Source organism: Pseudomonas sp. FW300-N1A1, assembly GCF_058789115.1.
Genome location: NZ_JBYTBK010000028.1, coordinates 21,283 through 40,473, shown reverse-complemented (window position 1 = coordinate 40,473; position 19,191 = coordinate 21,283). Strand labels below are relative to the sequence as shown.

At 61.7% G+C, this 19,191-nt stretch carries 24 protein-coding genes; 14 read left to right on the top strand and 10 right to left on the bottom strand.

Translation table 11 applies throughout. The features are described 5' to 3' along the window. Positions 1 to 15: 15 nt before the first annotated feature. From ahpC to galU, 3 genes are all read right to left on the bottom strand, one after another. Positions 16 to 579 carry an alkyl hydroperoxide reductase subunit C gene (gene ahpC / locus AC3WQN_RS18340; protein ID WP_095079203.1) on the bottom strand — a complete coding sequence of 188 codons (564 nt, stop codon included), beginning with the start codon at positions 577 to 579 and terminating at the stop codon, positions 16 to 18. A gap of 214 nt (positions 580 to 793) precedes the next feature. Beyond that, complete coding sequence (gene gorA, locus AC3WQN_RS18335) at positions 794 to 2,152, bottom strand: glutathione-disulfide reductase (protein WP_103401706.1); 1,359 nt, start codon at positions 2,150 to 2,152, stop codon at positions 794 to 796. Between the two features lie 133 nt (positions 2,153 to 2,285). After that, positions 2,286 to 3,125, bottom strand: a complete 840-nt coding sequence (gene galU, locus AC3WQN_RS18330) for a UTP--glucose-1-phosphate uridylyltransferase GalU (RefSeq protein ID WP_095143532.1) — start codon at positions 3,123 to 3,125, stop codon at positions 2,286 to 2,288. A gap of 239 nt (positions 3,126 to 3,364) precedes the next feature. Between galU and AC3WQN_RS18325 the strand changes: the two genes are divergently transcribed. Next, positions 3,365 to 3,553 (top strand): hypothetical protein, encoded by a 189-nt coding sequence (locus AC3WQN_RS18325; protein ID WP_095143531.1) that lies wholly within the window; start codon positions 3,365 to 3,367, stop codon positions 3,551 to 3,553. Between the two features lie 127 nt (positions 3,554 to 3,680). Next, the gene (locus AC3WQN_RS18320) at positions 3,681 to 3,962 is read left to right on the top strand and encodes a putative periplasmic lipoprotein (protein WP_095143530.1); all 282 of its coding nucleotides are present in this window, start codon (positions 3,681 to 3,683) and stop codon (positions 3,960 to 3,962) included. Between the two features lie 21 nt (positions 3,963 to 3,983). On the opposite strand, the gene AC3WQN_RS18315 is transcribed toward AC3WQN_RS18320, so the two are convergent. The 4 genes from AC3WQN_RS18315 to AC3WQN_RS18300 all read right to left on the bottom strand — a co-directional run bounded on the left by AC3WQN_RS18315 (position 3,984) and on the right by AC3WQN_RS18300 (position 6,602). Further along, a complete protein-coding gene (locus AC3WQN_RS18315) occupies positions 3,984 to 4,214 on the bottom strand; it encodes a hypothetical protein (protein ID WP_007935641.1) in 231 nt (76 codons plus the stop codon). A gap of 291 nt (positions 4,215 to 4,505) precedes the next feature. Further along, the gene (locus AC3WQN_RS18310; protein WP_103401705.1) at positions 4,506 to 5,429 is read right to left on the bottom strand and encodes a c-type cytochrome; all 924 of its coding nucleotides are present in this window, start codon (positions 5,427 to 5,429) and stop codon (positions 4,506 to 4,508) included. Further along, complete coding sequence (locus tag AC3WQN_RS18305) at positions 5,426 to 6,073, bottom strand: c-type cytochrome (protein ID WP_256587338.1); 648 nt, start codon at positions 6,071 to 6,073, stop codon at positions 5,426 to 5,428. The genes AC3WQN_RS18310 and AC3WQN_RS18305 overlap by 4 nt, the downstream gene beginning before the upstream one ends. A gap of 178 nt (positions 6,074 to 6,251) precedes the next feature. After that, the gene (locus AC3WQN_RS18300) at positions 6,252 to 6,602 is read right to left on the bottom strand and encodes a hypothetical protein (RefSeq protein ID WP_103401703.1); all 351 of its coding nucleotides are present in this window, start codon (positions 6,600 to 6,602) and stop codon (positions 6,252 to 6,254) included. A gap of 210 nt (positions 6,603 to 6,812) precedes the next feature. Between AC3WQN_RS18300 and AC3WQN_RS18295 the strand changes: the two genes are divergently transcribed. From AC3WQN_RS18295 to ada, 5 genes are all read left to right on the top strand, one after another. Continuing rightward, a complete protein-coding gene (locus tag AC3WQN_RS18295; protein ID WP_095079212.1) occupies positions 6,813 to 7,115 on the top strand; it encodes a DUF1883 domain-containing protein in 303 nt (100 codons plus the stop codon). A gap of 34 nt (positions 7,116 to 7,149) precedes the next feature. Next, positions 7,150 to 7,320, top strand: coding sequence for a hypothetical protein (locus AC3WQN_RS18290; RefSeq protein WP_095079213.1), 171 nt, complete (start codon positions 7,150 to 7,152; stop codon positions 7,318 to 7,320). Positions 7,321 to 7,432: 112 nt separating this feature from the next. Continuing rightward, on the top strand, positions 7,433 to 8,194 hold the full coding sequence (locus AC3WQN_RS18285; RefSeq protein ID WP_103401702.1) for a 2OG-Fe(II) oxygenase: 762 nt from the start codon (positions 7,433 to 7,435) through the stop codon (positions 8,192 to 8,194). Next, positions 8,184 to 8,861, top strand: coding sequence for a DNA oxidative demethylase AlkB (gene alkB, locus AC3WQN_RS18280; protein ID WP_103401701.1), 678 nt, complete (start codon positions 8,184 to 8,186; stop codon positions 8,859 to 8,861). The genes AC3WQN_RS18285 and alkB overlap by 11 nt, the downstream gene beginning before the upstream one ends. Positions 8,862 to 8,946: 85 nt before the next feature. Beyond that, a complete protein-coding gene (ada, locus tag AC3WQN_RS18275; RefSeq protein ID WP_103401700.1) occupies positions 8,947 to 10,008 on the top strand; it encodes a bifunctional DNA-binding transcriptional regulator/O6-methylguanine-DNA methyltransferase Ada in 1,062 nt (353 codons plus the stop codon). Here the strand turns inward: ada and AC3WQN_RS18270 are convergent. Both AC3WQN_RS18270 and acuI read right to left on the bottom strand, forming a co-directional pair. After that, entirely contained in the window at positions 10,005 to 10,463 is a 459-nt protein-coding gene (locus AC3WQN_RS18270; RefSeq protein ID WP_103401699.1) for a GyrI-like domain-containing protein, read from the bottom strand. The genes ada and AC3WQN_RS18270 overlap by 4 nt on opposite strands. Before the next feature lie 17 nt (positions 10,464 to 10,480). Further along, positions 10,481 to 11,464 carry an acrylyl-CoA reductase (NADPH) gene (gene acuI / locus AC3WQN_RS18265; RefSeq protein ID WP_103401698.1) on the bottom strand — a complete coding sequence of 328 codons (984 nt, stop codon included), beginning with the start codon at positions 11,462 to 11,464 and terminating at the stop codon, positions 10,481 to 10,483. A 316-nt stretch (positions 11,465 to 11,780) separates the two neighbouring features. Here acuI and AC3WQN_RS18260 point away from each other — a divergent pair, with 316 nt between their 5' ends. From AC3WQN_RS18260 to AC3WQN_RS18230, 7 genes are all read left to right on the top strand, one after another. Next, complete coding sequence (locus AC3WQN_RS18260; RefSeq protein WP_103401697.1) at positions 11,781 to 12,845, top strand: NAD(P)H-dependent flavin oxidoreductase; 1,065 nt, start codon at positions 11,781 to 11,783, stop codon at positions 12,843 to 12,845. Between the two features lie 232 nt (positions 12,846 to 13,077). Next, positions 13,078 to 13,845, top strand: coding sequence for a molybdate ABC transporter substrate-binding protein (gene modA, locus AC3WQN_RS18255; protein ID WP_103401696.1), 768 nt, complete (start codon positions 13,078 to 13,080; stop codon positions 13,843 to 13,845). Further along, the gene (gene modB / locus AC3WQN_RS18250; RefSeq protein WP_103401695.1) at positions 13,846 to 14,526 is read left to right on the top strand and encodes a molybdate ABC transporter permease subunit; all 681 of its coding nucleotides are present in this window, start codon (positions 13,846 to 13,848) and stop codon (positions 14,524 to 14,526) included. A gap of 3 nt (positions 14,527 to 14,529) precedes the next feature. Beyond that, entirely contained in the window at positions 14,530 to 15,618 is a 1,089-nt protein-coding gene (gene modC, locus AC3WQN_RS18245; RefSeq protein ID WP_103401694.1) for a molybdenum ABC transporter ATP-binding protein, read from the top strand. 187 nt (positions 15,619 to 15,805) lie between these two features. Beyond that, positions 15,806 to 17,449 carry an ABC-F family ATP-binding cassette domain-containing protein gene (locus AC3WQN_RS18240; RefSeq protein WP_103401693.1) on the top strand — a complete coding sequence of 548 codons (1,644 nt, stop codon included), beginning with the start codon at positions 15,806 to 15,808 and terminating at the stop codon, positions 17,447 to 17,449. Between the two features lie 96 nt (positions 17,450 to 17,545). After that, on the top strand, positions 17,546 to 17,770 hold the full coding sequence (locus tag AC3WQN_RS18235; RefSeq protein WP_103401692.1) for a hypothetical protein: 225 nt from the start codon (positions 17,546 to 17,548) through the stop codon (positions 17,768 to 17,770). Positions 17,771 to 17,920: 150 nt separating this feature from the next. Next, positions 17,921 to 18,151: a hypothetical protein gene (locus AC3WQN_RS18230; protein WP_095143514.1), complete on the top strand. Its 231-nt coding sequence runs from the start codon at positions 17,921 to 17,923 to the stop codon at positions 18,149 to 18,151. Between the two features lie 67 nt (positions 18,152 to 18,218). Here AC3WQN_RS18230 and AC3WQN_RS18225 read toward each other — a convergent pair whose 3' ends face one another. Beyond that, positions 18,219 to 19,190, bottom strand: a complete 972-nt coding sequence (locus AC3WQN_RS18225; RefSeq protein ID WP_103401691.1) for an XdhC family protein — start codon at positions 19,188 to 19,190, stop codon at positions 18,219 to 18,221. Position 19,191 lies beyond the last annotated feature (1 nt).

Sequence of the window (19,191 nt, the reverse complement as noted above, 5' to 3'; positions counted from 1 at the left end):
GATCGACTCACAGACTCAGATCTTTCCGACCAGGTCCAGGGACGGCGCCAGCGTGGCTTCGCCTTCTTTCCACTTGGCTGGGCAAACCTGGCCCGGGTGAGCAGCAACGTACTGGGCAGCCTTGATTTTGCGCAGCAGTTCGGAGGCGTCACGACCCACACCACCGTCGTTCAGTTCGACGATCTTGATCTGGCCTTCAGGGTTGATCACGAAGGTGCCACGGTCCGCCAGGCCGGCTTCTTCGATCAGCACGTCGAAGTTGCGGGAGATGACGTGGGTCGGGTCGCCGATCATGGTGTACTGGATTTTGCCGATGGCCGGCGAGGTGTTGTGCCAGGCCGCGTGGGCAAAGTGAGTGTCGGTGGACACGCTGTAGATCTCGACGCCCAGCTTCTGGAACTCGGCGTAGTTGTCCGCCAGGTCTTCCAGCTCGGTCGGGCAAACGAAGGTGAAGTCGGCCGGGTAGAAGAACACGACAGACCACTTGCCTTTCAGGTCAGCGTCCGACACTTGAACGAAGTCGCCATTTTTGTAGGCGGTCGCTTTGAACGGTTTAACTTGGCTGTTGATGATAGGCATCGTTGACTCTCCGTCAGTGGTTAAAAACTTGATGGGAGAATCCTAACCAATGAGTCCGATGATGGCTCATTGGATAACCTGATGCTGCTGATTGGTTTTGGCTATTAGCCGGCAGTATTAATAGAAGAAAAAAGTATCTGCATAAAAAAACGCTGGCTCTGGCAGGCACACTTCATGCACCGCCAGACACAGCGTCAGGTACCGCGAAAGGCGCTTAACCCGCTACTGGGGTGCGCATCGTGACAAACTCTTCAGCGGCCGTAGGATGCACGCCGATGGTCTCGTCGAAGTCACGTTTGGTCGCGCCGGCCTTGAGGGCAATTGCCAGCCCCTGGACGATCTCGCCGGCTTCCGGCCCGACCATGTGGCAACCCAGCACTTTATCGGTCCTGGCATCCACCACCAGTTTCATCAGGGTGCGCTCCTGGCACTCGGTCAGGGTCAGCTTCATTGGCCGGAAACGGCTTTCGAACAGTTGCACCTCATGCCCCGCTTCCCGGGCTTGCTCTTCAGTCAGGCCAACGGTGCCGATGTTCGGCAAGCTGAACACCGCCGTCGGGATCATGGTGTAATCGACCGGACGATACTGTTCCGGCTTGAACAGGCGACGCGCAACGGCCATGCCTTCGGCCAGGGCGACCGGCGTCAGTTGCACGCGGCCGATCACATCGCCAATGGCCAGGATCGACGGTTCCGCGGTCTGGTACAGCTCATCGACTTCGACAAAACCTTTGTTGTCGAACGTGACCCGGGTGTTTTCCAGGCCCAGGTTGTCCAGCATCGGACGCCGCCCGGTGGCATAGAACACGCAGTCGGCCTGCAGTTGGCGGCCATCCTTGAGGGTCACGTTCAGGCTGCCATCGGCCTGCTTGTCGATACGCTCGATGTCGGCGTTGAATTGCAGGTCCATCCCGCGCCGGGTCAGTTCTTCCTGCAAATGCTTGCGCACCGAACCGTCAAAGCCACGCAGGAACAACTCACCGCGATACAGCAAGGTGGTCTCGGCACCCAGGCCGTGGAAGATCCCGGCAAACTCGACGGCGATGTAGCCACCGCCCACCACCAGCACGCGCTTGGGCAGCGTTTTGAGGAAAAACGCTTCGTTGGAGCTGATGGCGTGCTCGCGCCCCGGAATCTCCGGGATCTGCGGCCAGCCGCCGGTGGCGACCAGAATGGTTGTGGCGGTAAACCGCTGGCCGTTGACCTCGACCGTATTCGGGTCCAGCAACTTGGCATGGCCTTCGTGCAGGGTCACGCCGCTGTTGACCAGCAGGTTGCGGTAGATGCCATTCAGGCGATTGATCTCGCGATCCTTGTTGGCGATCAGCGTCGCCCAGTCGAAGTCGGCCTCGTCCAACGACCAGCCAAAGCCCCGGGACTGTTCGAAGTCTTCGGAAAAATGCGCGCCGTACACCAGCAGCTTCTTGGGAACGCAGCCCACGTTGACGCAGGTCCCCCCCAGATAACGGCTCTCGGCCACGGCCACTTTTGCACCGAAGCCCGCAGCAAAGCGCGCCGCGCGTACACCACCGGAACCGGCGCCAATCACATAAAGGTCAAAATCGTAAGCCATTTCACTCTCCTCGGCAGGCCACCAGCATACCTGCAGACGTCCGCCGGGCAAGCACGGCGATCTGTTTGTTGAGGCCAAAAAATGAAAAAGCCACCCGAAGGTGGCTTTTCAGTACAGGACGGTGACTCAGCTATCAGTAAGCCTTGCCCGTCTTGTAGAAGTGCTCGAAGCAGAAGTTGGTCGCCTCGATGTAGCCTTCAGCGCCACCGCAGTCGAAACGCTTGCCCTTGAACTTGTAGGCAATCACGCAACCGTCTTGCGCCTGCTTCATCAGGGCGTCGGTGATCTGGATCTCGCCGCCTTTGCCTGGCTCGGTTTCTTCGATCAGTTTGAAGATGTCCGGTGTCAGGATGTAGCGACCGATGATGGCCAGGTTGGACGGGGCATCTTCAGGCTTTGGCTTCTCGACCATGTTGCGCACGCGGTACAGGTCATCACCGATCAGGTCGCCGGCGATCACACCGTACTTCTGGGTTTCCTGAGGGTCTACTTCCTGGATTGCGACGATGGTGCAGCGGTACTGCTTGTACAGCTTGACCATCTGGGTCAGCACGCCGTCGCCTTCCAGGTTGACGCACAAGTCGTCCGCCAGTACCACGGCGAAGGGTTCGTCACCGATCAGTGGGCGACCGGTCAGGATCGCGTGGCCCAGGCCCTTCATTTCGGTTTGACGGGTATAGGAGAACGAGCACTCGTCCAGCAGCTTGCGGATGCCGACCAGGTATTTCTCTTTGTCAGTGCCCTTGATCTGGTTTTCCAGCTCGTAGCTGATGTCGAAGTGGTCTTCCAGGGCGCGCTTGCCACGGCCGGTGACAATGGAGATTTCGGTCAAGCCGGCATCCAGTGCTTCTTCGACGCCGTACTGGATCAGTGGCTTGTTCACCACCGGCAGCATTTCTTTGGGCATGGCTTTAGTCGCTGGCAGGAAGCGAGTACCGTAACCGGCTGCTGGGAACAAGCATTTCTTGATCATAAAAGTCCTTGAAAGGGCTGTGTATACGAGTTTCGGCGCAGTCTAATCAGACGGCGGGCACCTTACAATGCCCCGCACTGGCTAACCGGTGCCATCATAGAGAAAAATTCCGCGAGATAGTTCCGCAAGCGCATTGCGCAACCCCACGAGGGCTTCACTTTAGACCAGGGAACTGGCTCGGACACGTTTGCTGCTATCGGCTATCATTGCGCTATTGAACCAGCCAACGAGGCAGATAGATGTCGGCAGCAAAAAGTGTGAACGGTTACCTGATCAACCAGGCCAAAGATGGCCAGTGGTGGGTCGACAGCGCCAGTGGCGAAAACATCGCCGGGCCTTTCCCCTCGCAAGCCATGGCGATTGAAGTGGCCTCCGTGCTGCAGGATACCCCGCCGGCACCCAAGCGCCGTGGCGCCAAGCCTGAGTAACAACTTACCTGCGCCAAAAAACCTGCCGCCCGCAGGTTTTTTTGTGCGTGTCTGTAGCCTGATCGCCATGGGCTGTAGCATTCTTGCCCAGGGCAACTGCGCCCCTTCTGACTGATGGCTGCCACCCATGAAAAAATACCTGACGCTGATGGCGGTACTGCTCCTGGGCGGATGCGCCAGCACCTCAAAAATCTACCTGGACGATGGCCAGCAAGGCCTGGCGATTGACTGTTCGGGCGAAGCCAATTCCTGGGCCAAATGCTACGAGAAAGCCGATGCATCCTGTGCCGGCACCGGCTACCGGATAGTGGGCACGGAGGGTACGCCGGCCCTCGACGAAAGTGAAAAGACCCTCGGTGCTGACGTCGGCAACTTCAAAAGCCGCAGTGTCGTGGTGGTGTGCAAGTAGCCTGCAAAGCGCGTTGACTCATCACATGTGTATTTCGGCGAACTTGATCCCGAGGCCGCGCACGGTCTCAATCAGGTCATCCAGCCGACTGAAGGACTCGACCTCGTCATTGTCATCCACCAGGAAAAAACTGCGCCCTGCGCTTTTCTTGAAAAAAACGATCCATTCCCCCGGGTTCGCCGGATTCTGAATCACATGGGTGGCAGAGATGTGACCCTCTGCATGCCGCTCTCTGACTTGCTCGCGTTTCATTGACTGCTCCAGAAATGACAATGCCGCTCAAGAGCGCAATGCTGTTCAGTTAGGGATAGGGTTGCTCAATACATCCCCCGTGGCGAGCGAGCTTGCTCGCGCTGGGCTGCACAGCAGCCCCAAAAACGATCGCCGAGTTCGTTCTGAAAGACCGCAGTCGCTTTGCTGGGGGGCGCTTCGCGCCCCCCAGCGCGAGCAAGCTCGCTCGCCACGGGTCTCTCACTCGCTTCAAACGTTTCTTAACTGAACAGCATTACGTCCAAGAGCGGCATTGTGTCGATAGACGACAGTTTATCGGATCCCTTGCCCGATCAGCACCCCATCCACCGTTTGCCCGTAGAGATTGACCCCATCGTTGGCATGGAACTTCACGCGGGTTTTCTCGATGGAGCCATCGACCAGGCGCGGATCCTGCGGCCGCTCATGGCTGTTGATGAACGCCGCTACATCCCAGGCCTGCTGATCGCTCAGGCTCTTTCCCTTGCCCAATGGCATGTTGTATTGAATGAACGACGCCGCGGTATTGATGCGGTGCATGCCAGCCCCCCAGTTGTAGGAGTCCTTGCCCCACAGGGGCGGCATGACATAGTCCTCGCCGACTTTCTGTCCTTGCCCGGTATCGCCATGGCAAATCGCACACTGCGCCTTGTAGACCTGCGCCCCTTGGGCGAGGTCATAGCCCTTGGCTGGCTGGGCGACCTCAGGGTAGCCGCGCCCCGGTGACTCGACACCGAGCGGCGCCTTGGTTGCCAGCCAGTAGGCATAGGCCGACAACGCGGTAATCTCCGGCCCGTCGGCCGGTGGCGGCTTGCCGTTCATGCTGAACTGGAAGCACCCCTGCAGGCGCTCGGCAAAGGTGTTGACCTTGTCGTTCTTCTTCCGATACGCCGGGTACATCGGATAGGCCCCCCACAGTGGCGCGGAGTTGGGCAAGCGTCCCTGGTCAAGGTGACAGTTGCTGCAATTGAGGCCATTGCCGACATACGCCGGTGCCTGGCGCCGGGTGTCGACAAACAGACTGTGGCCCTGGCGCACCAGTTTGCCAAAGGCGTTGTCCGGCAACTCGTGTTCGGCCGGCGGTTGGAAATAGGAGGTATTGCCGGCATCCGCTGCCGGGGTTTTCAGCTCGGACTGGTCGTCCATGACCGTCTGCGCGGCGTACAGGTTGGCGCTCATCAACGCCAGGGACAGTGGCACGAAAGAAAGGAATTTCATGGCTTGGCCTCCTGGCTGCCCAAGGTCGCGAAATAATCGGCGACTGCGGTGATCTCGTCCGGTGTCAAGGCTTTGGCAATGTGACCCATCAAGTCATTCGGGTCGTTGTGCCGGGTGCCATCGCGCCAGGCGTTCAATTGCGCCACCAGATAGCTCGCCGATTGCCCGGCCAATGGCGGGAAGGCGCTACCGACGCCGACGCCACCCGGGCCATGGCACATCACGCATTCGGGAATCTGCCGGCCCCAGGCACCGCGCAGCGCCAGGGTTTGCCCCACGTTTTTCGGCACGGCATCGCGCGTGGCCAAGGGAGTTTCAGGCGCTGGCATGGCCGCCAACGCGTTGGAAACGGCCTGGATCTCATCGTCGGTCAGGGCTTTGGCCAAAGGCTGCATCACCGCGCTGCCCCGCGAACCACCGCGAAAATCATTCAGTTGCTTGCGCAGGTACTCCGCGGGCAACCCTGCCAATCGAGGAAAGCCGGCTGCCGGCATTCCCATACCATCCGCGCCATGGCAGGCAAAACAGGCGGTTGCCCCCGGCTGTGCGCCGCCCTGGGTGAAAATTTTCTGACCATCGGCAGCCATGGCACCGCTGGCCGCCATGAGCATCAGGCTGCTCAACATCATCCGGTTGAATAGCATCTCGAACTCCATTCTTCTAGTTATATGCTTAGGCCTACATTGCATAAGCGTATAAAGAGTAGGTGATTGATCCGCCCATCACAACGCGGACGTGGGTTCGAGCAGGTCAGAAATGAAAAAGCCCGGCCCCGCACCTTCTACGGTGGCGGGGCCGGGCTTGGGTAATAGACGGTGCGGGCTAGCCGGAAATGCACTCGTTGGCCGCCTTGCCGATATCGCCAGGGCGCATCGGCACGTTGGACAGGCTCTCATGGAGCTTGATGCTGCTGCCGCCGGAGCGCGCGTCGATATCAAACACCGCGGCCGGATCGGCGGAGAGTTTTCCAGGCACGATGACCTGCACGCCATCCTTGTGCGGTTCGATCTGCACCGCGCCACGGCTGGTGGCCAGTTTGTCGGCAACACAGGCGGCATATTCTTGTGGTTTCTTTCCTGAAATCACATTCATGGTGGGCAGCGTCTGATTGATGTCCGAGACTGTCGCACAACCACTCATCGCCAATGCCAGCAACAAAACGCCCCGCTTCATACAAATCCTCCAATAAAGACCCTCCGACAGCACAAATACCGAATTTCTCCGGAGTGCAGCGCTTTATTGCGTAATTAATCACGGATAACCGTTTTTAATTGTCAAACCCGGGCCCAAGAGCCCGCTTTTCGGGCGTCGAGGCTGATAAACTGCGTCATCGCCCATGCTATCGTTTTGATTTTGTAGAAAAAGCCCTTCTGGAGGCGCCCCATGAAATTTATCCACCAGCGCGAGCACCTCAACGAAGATGACATCGTCGTCATCCAATGCTCCCAAACCTGCAATATCCGCCTGATGAACGACGCCAACTTTCGCAGTTTCAAAAATGGCGGACGCCACACCTACCACGGTGGCGCATTCGACACTTTCCCGGCGAAAATCACCGCGCCGAGCACCGGTTTCTGGAACATCACCATCGACACGGTCAACCGCCGGCCGATCAGTGTGACCCGCAAGCCGACGCTGACGCACTCGATCAAGATCATTCGTCGGTCCAGCTCGAAACTCAGCTGATCCCCTATATACACTGTGACACACAGGTACGCTCGTGACTCAAACCACCAAGTACGTCATCAAGTACAAACTCAACGGCGAGCGCCGGTTCGAGTTCGCCCAACTGGTCAAGGGCACTGAAGACGAAGCCAGGGCCGCATTGGCCGCCATCCATGGCGACAGCGCAGACGTCATCACCGACATCAGTGTGAGCAAGGCGCTGTAAGGTCGCCGACCGGCCTGGCAAGCACTCCGGAGTTCGACCGCAAGCACCGGAGTGTCACCTGCACTTGAGCCGTCCAGACTGGTAATCCTCGACCCGGGTTCAGGAAACAGTCATGTCCACTTCCCCGCGCCACCACGACCGCCACGCCGCCCCTGCGACAGCCGGGCCGTCGCTGGTCGAGCGTATCGCTACTCTCCCCTGGCCCGCCCTCGAGCACACCCTCGACCAGGACGGCTGCGCCATCCTCAAGAGCCTGCTCACGGCCCGGCAATGCCGGGACCTCGCATTGCTGTACGCCGAGCCAATGCATTTCCGCGCTCACGTGGTGATGGCCAGGCACGGTTTCGGGCGTGGCGAGTACCATTACTTCAGCTACCCCCTGCCCGCACTCGTCGAGCAATTACGCGGGGCGCTGTACACCCGGCTGGTGCCATTGGCCAATCGCTGGCATGAACGCATGGGCCTGCCCGGCCGCTTTCCCACGGCGCACAGCGCGTTCTTGCAGCGCTGCCATGCTGCGGGCCAGCAGCGTCCTACGCCTTTATTGCTGCAATACGGTCCGGGGGACTACAACTGCCTGCATCAGGACCTGTACGGTGAGCAGGTGTTTCCCCTGCAGGTGGCGATTCTGTTGTCAGTACCCGGTGTAGACTTCACGGGTGGCGAGTTCGTGCTCACCGAGCAGCGCCCCAGGATGCAATCACGGCCCATGGTGATGAGCCTTGAACAGGGCGATGCACTGATATTTGCGGTGAGCCAGCGCCCGGTGCAGGGCGTTCGTGGCGACTACCGGGTGAACATGCGCCATGGCGTCAGTCGCCTGCACAGCGGTGAGCGGCATACCCTTGGAGTGATTTTCCACGATGCACAGTGATCACAGCCTCCCTTCGACCCTCGACCTGTTTGCCGGCGAAGACCGCCAACCGGCGCGGACCGAGCAGATTGGCGAACAGTCATACGTACTGCGTGGCTTTGCCTTGCCCTGGGTGGCGCGTTTACTTCCCGCACTGGAGCCTGTGCTGCTGCAAGCACCGTTTCGAAACATGGCCACACCGGGTGGTTTCACCATGTCGGTTGCCTTGAGCAGTTGCGGCACGCTGGGCTGGACCACCGATCGCAGTGGCTACCGCTATACCCGCCTCGACCCGCTCAGCGACCAGCCTTGGCCAGAAATGCCTGCGGTCTTCCGGGAACTGGCGCAGGCCGCAGCGATGGCAGCCGGCTTCAGCGACTTTATGCCCGATGCCTGCCTGATCAACCGATACCTGCCCGGTGCGAAAATGTCCTTGCACCAGGACAAAGACGAACGGTCCTATGCTGCGCCTATCGTGTCGGTCTCCCTGGGTCTGCCGGCGATCTTTCTGTTCGGTGGTTTAAAACGCAGTGACAAAAGCCGGCGAGTGCCACTGTTTCACGGGGACATCGTGGTCTGGGGCGGCGTGGACCGCTTGCGCTATCACGGCGTGTTGCCGCTCAACGAGGGGCATCATCCACAACTGGGCGCACAGCGGATCAACTTCACCTTCCGCCGCGCGGGCTGATGCCTGGAATTCGACCGCAAGCCGCGGAGTGCCTTCGGCCTTCAGACCGGGCAAGCTGGCCTGAATCTTCAAAAGGTAACGCACCATGACCACCGCCAGGCACGCCACCGAACAAGACCCCCGCTGGGCCGCCGTCCTGGCTCGCGACCCGCGCGCCGACGGTCAGTTTGTCTATGGGGTAAAAACCACCGGCATCTATTGCCGCCCCAGTAGCCTGGCGCGCTTGCCGAAACCGCAGAACGTAGTGTTCTTCGACACCGAGGAGCAAGCCCTGGCCGCGGGTTATCGCCCCAGCAAACGCGCTGCGGCGGATCAAACCCTGGTTGCCAGCCAGCACGCCACCCTGGTCGCCGCGGCCTGCCGACAGATAGAATCCGCCGACACGGTGCCCAGCCTCGGCGAACTGGCACACAACGCGCGCATGAGTCCCTTTCATTTCCACCGCGTGTTCAAGGCCGTGACCGGCCTGACGCCCAAGGGCTATGCCACGGCCCAGCGCTCCCGCCGGGTTCGCGAACGGCTCGAGGTGGCGGGCTCGGTGACGGATGCGCTGTACGACGCCGGGTTCAACTCCAACAGTCGCTTCTACGAGTCCGCCGATCAGATGCTCGGCATGACCCCTGGCACTTACCGCGCCGCGGGCCAGAACACTGACATTCGCTTTGCCGTCGGCCAATGCTCGCTCGGGGCGATCGTGGTGGCACAGAGCGAGCGCGGGGTGTGCGCGATTCTCCTTGGCGACGATCCCGGCGTCCTGGTTCGCGACCTGCAAGACAAGTTCCGGCAAGCCAACCTGATCGGCGCGGACCCGGATTTCGAGCAACTGATTGCCAAGGTGGTGGGTTTCATCGAAGCCCCCGCCCTGGGCCTGGACCTGCCGCTGGATGTGCGTGGCACAGCATTTCAGGAGCGGGTCTGGAGGGCGTTGCGGGAGATCCCGGTGGGCAGCACTGCCAGTTACGCCGAGATTGCCCGGCGTATCGGTGCGCCCAAGGCGTTCCGCGCCGTGGCCCAGGCGTGCGGGGCCAACAACCTGGCGGTGGCGATACCGTGCCACCGGGTAGTACGCAGCGATGGCGACCTGTCGGGCTATCGCTGGGGGGTGGAGCGCAAGCGTCAGTTGCTGGCGCGGGAAAGCCAGCCTTAGAAAATGCCGATGTGCACGGCCACGCTGTCGGGACCGGTGTAGGCCTCGAAGTCGGTGGTAAACCGGCGCTGAACCTGCGGATGCTCATCGAAATACGCCCACACCCGCCCCCAGGCCTCGATCACACTGCCTGGCATCGGCCCCTTGGCATCGAACACCAGGTACTGGCCACCCTGCACTTCAAGGCTGTGGTAATCGGCCGGGGCTTCACTGACGGCCACTCCCGCCAGCACGTCAAACGCCCCGCCCGCGTCCGACTCATATTGGCTGTACACGCCATACACCCACGAATCCGCCGTCTTGCCGGCGATCTTGTCGTACAGGCCTTCGCTGAAAAAGCGTTGCCACATCGGGCCGATCCTGGCGGTTGACGCCTGTTGCTCTGCCGCATTGAGCGTACGCACGCGCAATCCGGCCACACGAAACGGCTGTACTTCCAGTTGTTTGACGCCCATGAACACCTCCTCCTTGATTAACGATTCACATCCACCACCACGCGCCCGCGCACCTCACCGGCCAGCAGCCGTGGCGCAAGGTCGATGGCGTCGCTGAGGGCGATTTCGTGACTGATCAGTGACAGCAACCCCAGGTCCAGGTCCCTGGCCAGTCGGTCCCAGGCTTCAATGCGCCGGGCCTTGGGCTGAGTCACGCTGTTGATTCCGGCCAGGGTAATGCCGCGCAGGATAAAGGGCGCGACGGAGCCCGGAAAGTCCATGCCCTGGGCCAGTCCGCACGCCGCCACCGTACCATTGGCCCGGGTGCTGGCACAGGCATTGGCCAGAGTATGACTGCCCACCGAGTCGACCACCGCCGCCCAACGCTCCTTGGCCAGCGGCTTGCCGGGGCCCGACAGGCTGGCGCGGTCGATGATCTCGCGGGCGCCCAACTGCTTGAGGTAGGCATGCTCCGAGGGGCGACCGGTGCAAGCGACCACCTGGTAGCCCAGCGCGGACAACAGGGCGATGGCGAAACTGCCGACACCACCGTTGGCCCCGGTCACCAATACTTCACCCTGGTCCGGGGTCACGCCGTTGCGTTCCAGCGCCAGGATGCACAACATCGCGGTATAGCCGGCCGTACCAATGGCCATGGCCTGGGCTTCGGTGAAGGCACGCGGCAAGGGAATCAACCAGTCACCCGCAAGCCGTGCCTTCTGTGCCAGCCCACCCCAGTGCCCTTCCCCCACGCCCCAGCCATTGAGCAGTACTTTGTCGCCAACCTTGAAGTCCGGATGCTCGCTGACCTCCACCGTGCCGGCCAGGTCGATCCCGGGAACCATCGGAAATCTGCGCACCACAGGGCTTGAACCGGTAATCGCCAGCCCATCCTTGAAGTTCAGGGTGCTGTACGCCACACGCACCGTGACATTGCCCTCGGGCAACTGATCGTCGTCGATCTCTCGCAAATTGGCCTGGTACGCGCCGTTATCGTTCTCAATCAAAATGCCTTTGAACATCACTGTCTCCTGATTGGATGGGTCGCCGTGGGGTGAGTCCAGATCAGCACCTTCGCAGCCACGGCAGAAAAAAGCCATGACCGATGGCACATGCCAGGGCTATGATTTTTGCCTTCTGGGCCAGAGTCGCCGACGCCTGCACGGTCATCCTTGATAGTGGCTGAGCCACCGCTATCGCGGACAAGCGGCGCGTCGCCCGGCCCGTTTGAACGACATCGATGCCCTCTCAGAGGGTGACAGCTCTCATCGCTGACGAACCGATTGAACCGCAACCGCCGCCCCCCATTCACCTTTTCCATGCAGGAGCACACTGCTGATGAGCCAATGGCCTGACACCCGTATTGTTGATCTGCTCGGCATCGAGTTGCCGATCATCCAGGCGCCCATGGCCGGCGCGACCGGCCCGGACATGGTGATTGCAGCCTGCAACGCCGGGGCCCTGGGCTCGATGCCCGCGGCCATGCTGAGCACCGGGCAGTTACGCGAGGCGCTCACCACGATACGCCAACACAGCACGCATCCATTGAATGTGAACTTCTTCTGCCATCAGCCACCCGTTGCCGACGAGTCGCGCACCCGCCAATGGAAGCAGCTACTGGAACCCTACTACCGTGAACTGGGTGCTGATTTCGAGGCGCCGACACCGGTGTCCAACCGGGCACCGTTCGATGAGGCCGCCTGCGAGGTGGTCGAGGAATTTCGCCCCGAAGTGGTGAGCTTCCACTTCGGCCTGCCGGAAAAATCCCTGCTCGACCGGGTCAAGGCCACCGGCGCCAAGGTGCTGTCGTCCGCGACGACAGTGGCTGAGGCCGTCTGGCTTGAGCAACATGGCTGCGATGCGATCATCGCCATGGGTTACGAGGCCGGCGGCCATCGCGGGATGTTTCTCAGCGATGACTTGAGCACTCAGGTCGGCACCTTTGCCCTGGTGCCGCAAGTCGTCGATGCCGTCCGCGTGCCCGTTATCGCCGCCGGTGGTATTGGCGATGCACGGGGGATCGCCGCCGCGTTCGCCCTGGGCGCCTCGGCGGTGCAACTGGGCACCGCGTACCTGTTCACGCCGCAAGCCCAGGTCAGCGCCTCGCACCACCGGGCCTTGCGCAGCGCCAGGGAGAGCGAAACGGCAGTCACCAACATTTTCACCGGGCGCCCGGCGCGGGGGATCATCAATCGGATCATGCGCGAGCTCGGCCCGATTTGTCCGCAGGCTCCGGCGTTCCCGTTGGCTGGCGGTGCCTTGCTGCCGCTGCGCGCCAAGGACGAGGCAGACTTCAGCACCCTGTGGGCCGGGCAGGCGCTACGCCTGGGTGTGGAGCTGTCCGCTGGCGAACTGACCCGACGCCTGGCGGATGAAGCCCTAGCCTTGCTGGGGCGCCGCTGAACTCGGCGCCTCGATGATCGTTCCCGGACGGGAACGATCACCCCTTCTGCAGATGCCGTTGAAAGTCCCCCCGTCAGAAAACTGTATACAATTTTTCACTCATGAGCCGTTGACGAGTTCCGCTCGCAGTTCTTTCGCTGTATATTTTTATATATAGCGTTAAGCCTCAGCCCCAGCGCAGTCGAATCACAACCACACACTGCCCACCTCTCTCGTCCTTCGGAGCCGCTTCATGACTATTCGTGTCTCAGGTTTTGCCTCGGTTTGCCTGGCCTCCTTGCTCGCCGTGTTCACCTTGAACTCGGCCCAGGCCAACGAAGTCCAGGTCGCCGTCGCCGCGAACTTCACCGCGCCGATCCAGGCCATTGCCGCCGACTTCGAAAAAGATACCGGGCATAAATTGGTCGCCGCCTATGGCGCCACGGGGCAGTTCTACACCCAGATCAAGAATGGCGCGCCGTTCGAAGTGTTCCTCTCGGCAGACGACAGCACCCCGCAAAAACTTGAGCAGGAAGGCGATATCGTCAAAGGCTCGCGCTTCACCTACGCCATCGGCACCCTGGCGTTGTGGTCGGCCAAGGACGGTTATGTCGACGCCAAGGGCAACGTGCTGACCAGCAACCAGTACCAACACCTGTCCATCGCCAACCCGAAAGCCGCCCCTTACGGCCTCGCCGCTACGCAAGTGCTGGCCAGGCTGGGCCTGACCGACAAGGTCAAGGACAAGATTGTCGAAGGCCAGAGCATCACCCAGGCCTTTCAGTTCGTCTCCACCGGTAACGCCGAAGTGGGCTTCGTCGCCTTGTCGCAGATCTATAAAGACGGCAAAGTCACCGGCGGCTCGGCGTGGATCGTGCCCGCCGACATGCACGACCCGATCAAGCAGGACGCGGTGATCCTCAACAAAGGCAAGGACAACCCGGCCGCCAAGGCACTGGTTGACTACCTCAAGGGTCCGAAAGCCGCTGCCATTATCAAATCCTACGGTTATCAACTTTAAATGACGCTATCGAGTGCCGACCTTGCCGCGATCTGGCTGACCTTCAAGCTCGCGTCCCTGACCACGGTGATTTTGCTGATCATCGGTACTCCGATTGCGTTGTGGCTGTCGCGCACCCGGTCCTGGCTGCGCGGCCCCATCGGGGCGATCGTCGCCCTGCCCCTGGTGCTGCCGCCGACGGTGATCGGCTTCTACCTGCTGCTGACCCTCGGCCCCAACGGGTTCATTGGCCAGCTCACCCAGTCGCTGGGGCTGGGCACCTTGACCTTCAGCTTTACCGGGCTGGTGATCGGCTCGGTGATTTACTCGATGCCCTTTGTCGTCCAGCCGTTGCAAAACGCCTTCTCGGCCATCGGCCCCCGGCCCCTGGAAGTGGCCGCCACCTTGCGCGCCAATCCCTGGGACACCTTTTTCAGTGTGGTCCTGCCCTTGGCCCGGCCTGGTTTTGTCACCGCGGCCATTCTCGGCTTCGCCCACACCGTCGGAGAATTTGGCGTGGTGCTGATGATCGGCGGCAACATCCCCGACAAGACCCGCGTGGTCTCGGTACAGATCTACGACCACGTCGAAGCCATGGAATACACCCAGGCCCACTGGCTGGCCGGGGCGATGCTGGTGTTTTCATTCCTGGTGCTGCTGGCACTGTATTCAAGCCGCAAAACCAAGGCCGGCTGGAGCTGATCGATGACTGCTGGGATTCACGCGCGACTGTATCTTCGCTACCCGGACTTCACCCTGGACGTCGACCTGGACCTGCCCGGCCGTGGCGTCACGGCGCTGTACGGTCATTCCGGCTCGGGCAAGACCACCTGCCTGCGCTGCATCGCCGGCCTGGAACGAGCCGAGCATGGCTTTATCCAGATCAACGACGAGGTCTGGCAGGACAGTCGCAAGAAGCACTTTGTGGCCCCCCACAAACGGGCGCTGGGCTACGTGTTTCAGGAAGCCAGCCTGTTTCCCCATCTGTCGGTCCGGGCCAACCTGGAGTTTGGCCTGCGGCGAATTTCACGCCAGCAACGGCACGTCGACCTGCACCACGCCACCGAACTATTGGGCATCGGCCATCTGCTCGATCGCCATCCGCAGCACCTCTCCGGCGGGGAGCGGCAACGCGTCGGTATCGCCCGCGCGTTGCTCACCAGCCCCCGGTTACTGTTGATGGACGAGCCCCTGGCCGCGCTGGACTCACAGCGCAAAAGCGAGATCCTGCCGTACCTCGAACGGTTGCACGACGAACTGGAAATACCGGTGTTGTACGTCAGCCATTCCCAGGACGAAGTCGCGCGCCTGGCCGATCACATTGTGCTGCTGAGCGCCGGCAAGGCCCTGGCCAGCGGACCGGTCGGCGAAACCCTGGCGCGGCTCGACCTGCCACTGGCACAGGGCGACGACGCGGGCGTGGTGATCGACGGCCAGGTGACTGACTACAACGTCGACTACCAACTGTTGACCCTGCAACTGCCCCGTAGCCTGTTGAATGTGCGCGTGGCCCACCTGCCCCTGGCCGTGGGCAAACAGCTGCGCTTCAAGGTGCAGGCCCGGGATGTCAGCCTGAGCCTTGCGGGTGGCGAACAGAGCAGCATCCTCAATCGCTTGCCGGTCACGGTCATCAGTGAAATTGCCGCCGACAACACCGCCCATGTCCTGGTGCGCCTGGACGCTGGCGGCACGCCGTTGCTGGCGCGTATCACCCGGTATTCGCGCGATCACTTGCAGGTGCATCCCGGGCAGCAGCTCTGGGCGCAGATCAAGGCCGTGGCGGTGCTGGCCTGATCCTGCACCGGACAATAGACCTGTAGCTTGTAAGGGCATCCGCGCCTGGGATAGGCTATGCACCTTTCCTCTTCCCGGGACGATCGTTCGACGTGAACAACTAAGCCTTTCAAAAATGTATTCGCAGCACGCGGCCCTATGCAGCCCAGGTCCCGTGCTGGTCTTTCCGACATTTTCTGGAGGTGCCATGACTCACGTCACGCATCCACCTGCGCTGGTCATCCTGAACCGGCTCACCTATCAATTTGCCAATGGCCAGACCCTGTTCGACGCCCTCACCCTGCGCCTGGATCAGTGCCCCACCGGCATCGTCGGTCGTAATGGCAGTGGCAAATCCGTGCTGGCCCGATTGATTGCCGGTGAGTTGCAACCCACCTCGGGAAACCTCATTCGTCACGCCAGCGTTGCCTATGTGGCACAAGAGCCACGTGTCATGGCTGAGCAAAACGTCGCTCAGGCAGCGGGCGTCGCGCAGGTACTCGATGCCCTCGAGCGGCTGGCCGACGGCACGGCCGACGCGCGGGACCTTGAACAGGTGGCCGAGCGCTGGGACATGCACGATCGTCTACGTGCAATGCTCGATGAAGCCGGTCTGTCCGTGCTGACCCCACAACACCCCGTGAACACCTTGAGCGGTGGTCAACGTGCGCGCATCGCGCTGATCGGCGCACTCCTCAGCCAGGCCGAGATGCTGGTGCTGGATGAGCCGACCAACCACCTGGACGCGGACGGTCGCCGCTGGCTGATGGGCCGCTTGGCTGCCTGGCGCGGTGGCTTGATTGTGATCAGCCATGACCGAACCCTGCTCAACAGCCTTGAACGCATCGTCGAACTCAGTGAACGGGGGGTGCAGGTGTTTGGCGGCAACCATGAGGCGTATCTCACGCAGCGGGACATCGAGCAAGACGCGGCGCGATCAGCCCTTGATCACGCCCGCGCACTGCGCAGTCGTGAGCAAAAACGCTTGCAGCGCGAGCACGACACCCTTCAACGGCGCGCCGCCGGATCACGCAGAAACGCCGACACCGCCAACGTCTCACGCTTTGAACGTGCCACGATGAAAGGCTCGGCCACCGAGTTCATGGGCAATGTGCACAAGGCACATCAGGCCTGTAAAAGCGCGATGGATGCTCAGGTACGCGAAGCCCGTACACGGGTTGCGCCCGCCGAACCTGTGCTGATTCCTCTGCCCGCAAGCGCCATACCGACCGGCAGGCAAGTACTCACACTGGTCGATGCGCAATTGCCATGGCTGCCAGCCAAGGCGCCGGGCACCTGGCTCACACTTTCACTCGCCGGCCCTGTGCGCGTTGCCGTCAGCGGGCCGAACGGTTGTGGAAAATCCACCCTGCTGAAAATGCTCGCGGCCCACTGCAAGCCTGTCAGCGGGCAGTGCCTGACCCACGTGCCGAGTGCCTATCTGGATCAACACCTTGAACAACTGGACCCACAACGCTCTGTGATCGAGCAGTTAAACCTGCAGGACACGCCATTGTCAGAGGGCGCGGTGCGCAGCCGCCTGGCCCACCTGCAACTGGACGCTGTGCGCGTGACCATACCGACCCGCTTGCTCAGCGGTGGCGAGCGACTCAAGGCCGCCCTTGCCGTTGCGGCATGGCGCGAGAACCCGGCGCAGTTGCTGTTGCTCGATGAGCCGACCAACCACCTGGACCTTGCTTCGGTACAGGCCCTTGAGCAGGCCCTGCGCGGGTTTTCCGGTGCGATCATCGCCGTCTCCCATGACGCCGGATTCATCAACGCACTCCAGCCCTCCCATACCCTGGCCTGGACACCTGACGGGTGGTGCCTGCACAACGTCCACCAGCCGTGACTGTCGTGACCCATGCGACGAACGACACGCGTTGTTTTTGCACCTTGGCCACCGCGATCTATAGTTGATGGGAATACAAATCACCCCGGTGACGCCATGGAAGACATTTTCGTTGTGAAGCGCTGCAACAAGATCATCGTCCAGGGGCGCCGAGCCGGGGAAGTGCCCCATCCGCCTCCGGTTGCGGAGGTCTGGTACAGGATTGCCGATACCCGTACTCGCGGCGGGTTCATCGGCGACGGCTATGATCGCCAGGAAGACGCCCTGAACGAGTGCCGGCGCCTCAACCGGGTCAGCTCGCGGGTCGCGCGCCAAGGCTGAAACGTAGGCCCCGGGCAATGTGACCGACGTTCAATGGCAGGGGCTATAATGAACTGAGCTGAAGGATCGGCGCCTTGACCGGCGGCAGGCTCGCAGGCACGGGCCTGTCATCGAACCCTTGCAACCTTCTCGACTATGGAGGTGTTTGTCATGTCCGAAAAAGAGTCCATCACCACCTTGCTGACCCTGCTCGACTCACGCCAGACGCGCCTGACCGCTGCCTGCAAGGAAATTGCCGACTGGGTAGACAAACATGACGGCCACCCGACCGCCGTGAGAATCCGCGACCGTCTGCTGGATATCGAGAAAGACACGCCGCTGATCCAGAGCGCCTTGACCTCGCTCAAACCCGTTGAGCGCCCACTGCCAAGGTTCCGCTAAGCGTTCCGACCTGAAGCTTCAGGCCGGAACTCACCAGGGGTCGATCACTGCGCGTCAACACCTGGCGTCAGAGCCGGTCCCGGGCAATACCGCTGCGAATCCGCACAATATCGGCGAGCACCGCCAAGGCGATCTCCGCGGGCGTCTTGCTGCCCAGGTTAAGCCCGATGGGCGCGTGAATGCGCGCCAGTTCAGCGTCCCCCAGACCACCGATGCGGCGCAGACGCTCGAAGCGTTTCTGCGAGGTTTGCAGGGAGCCCATCACACCGATGTAGAACGCGTCGGTGCGCACGGCTTCCATCATGGCCAGGTCGTCGATACGCGGATCGTGGGTCAGCGCCACCACCGCCGTGTCGCTGTGGCAGCCGCCGTCGGCAATGAACACCGAGGGCAGTTGACGGCGAATCTCGACGTTCTCCAGGACCACCCCTTCGAGCACCTCATCGCGCGGGTCGCACAGAATCACTTCGAAACCCAGGCCCACCCCGAACTCGGCACAGGCCTGCGCCACGCTGGAATAACCGGCGAGCAACAGCCGTTGAGCCGCACCGACGCGCAACCGTACACGGTCGATTTCACGTTCGATACGCGGCCCATGCTCGCGGTCAACCAGCAGGCTGCGAGCGCCGCTGTGCAAGTGGACCTCACGAATCAAGCGACGTTGCCCCAGCAGCGCGGACTCCAGTTCGCGCAGATGAGCCTGCACCTCACAGTCCGGCTCAAGCTTCTCCACCAGCACATCGAGCAGCCCGCCACAGGGCAGTCTCACCTGGGAGCGCGGGTCATCCGTCTCGCCGTAGCGCACCACCGCGACGGCGTCGTTGAACAGCCCTTCGGCCATGCGTTCCAGAAAGTCGTCCTCGACGCAGCCACCCGACAGCGAGCCAATCCAATGACCGCTGTCGTTGACCGCCAGCATCGAGCCCGGCGCACGGGGCGCCGAGCCATAGGTACCGAGGACGCTGCACAACCACACGCACTGGCCCGCGCTGGACCAGGCCAGCGCGCGCCGTATCACCTGCAGGTCAAGATGCTGCATG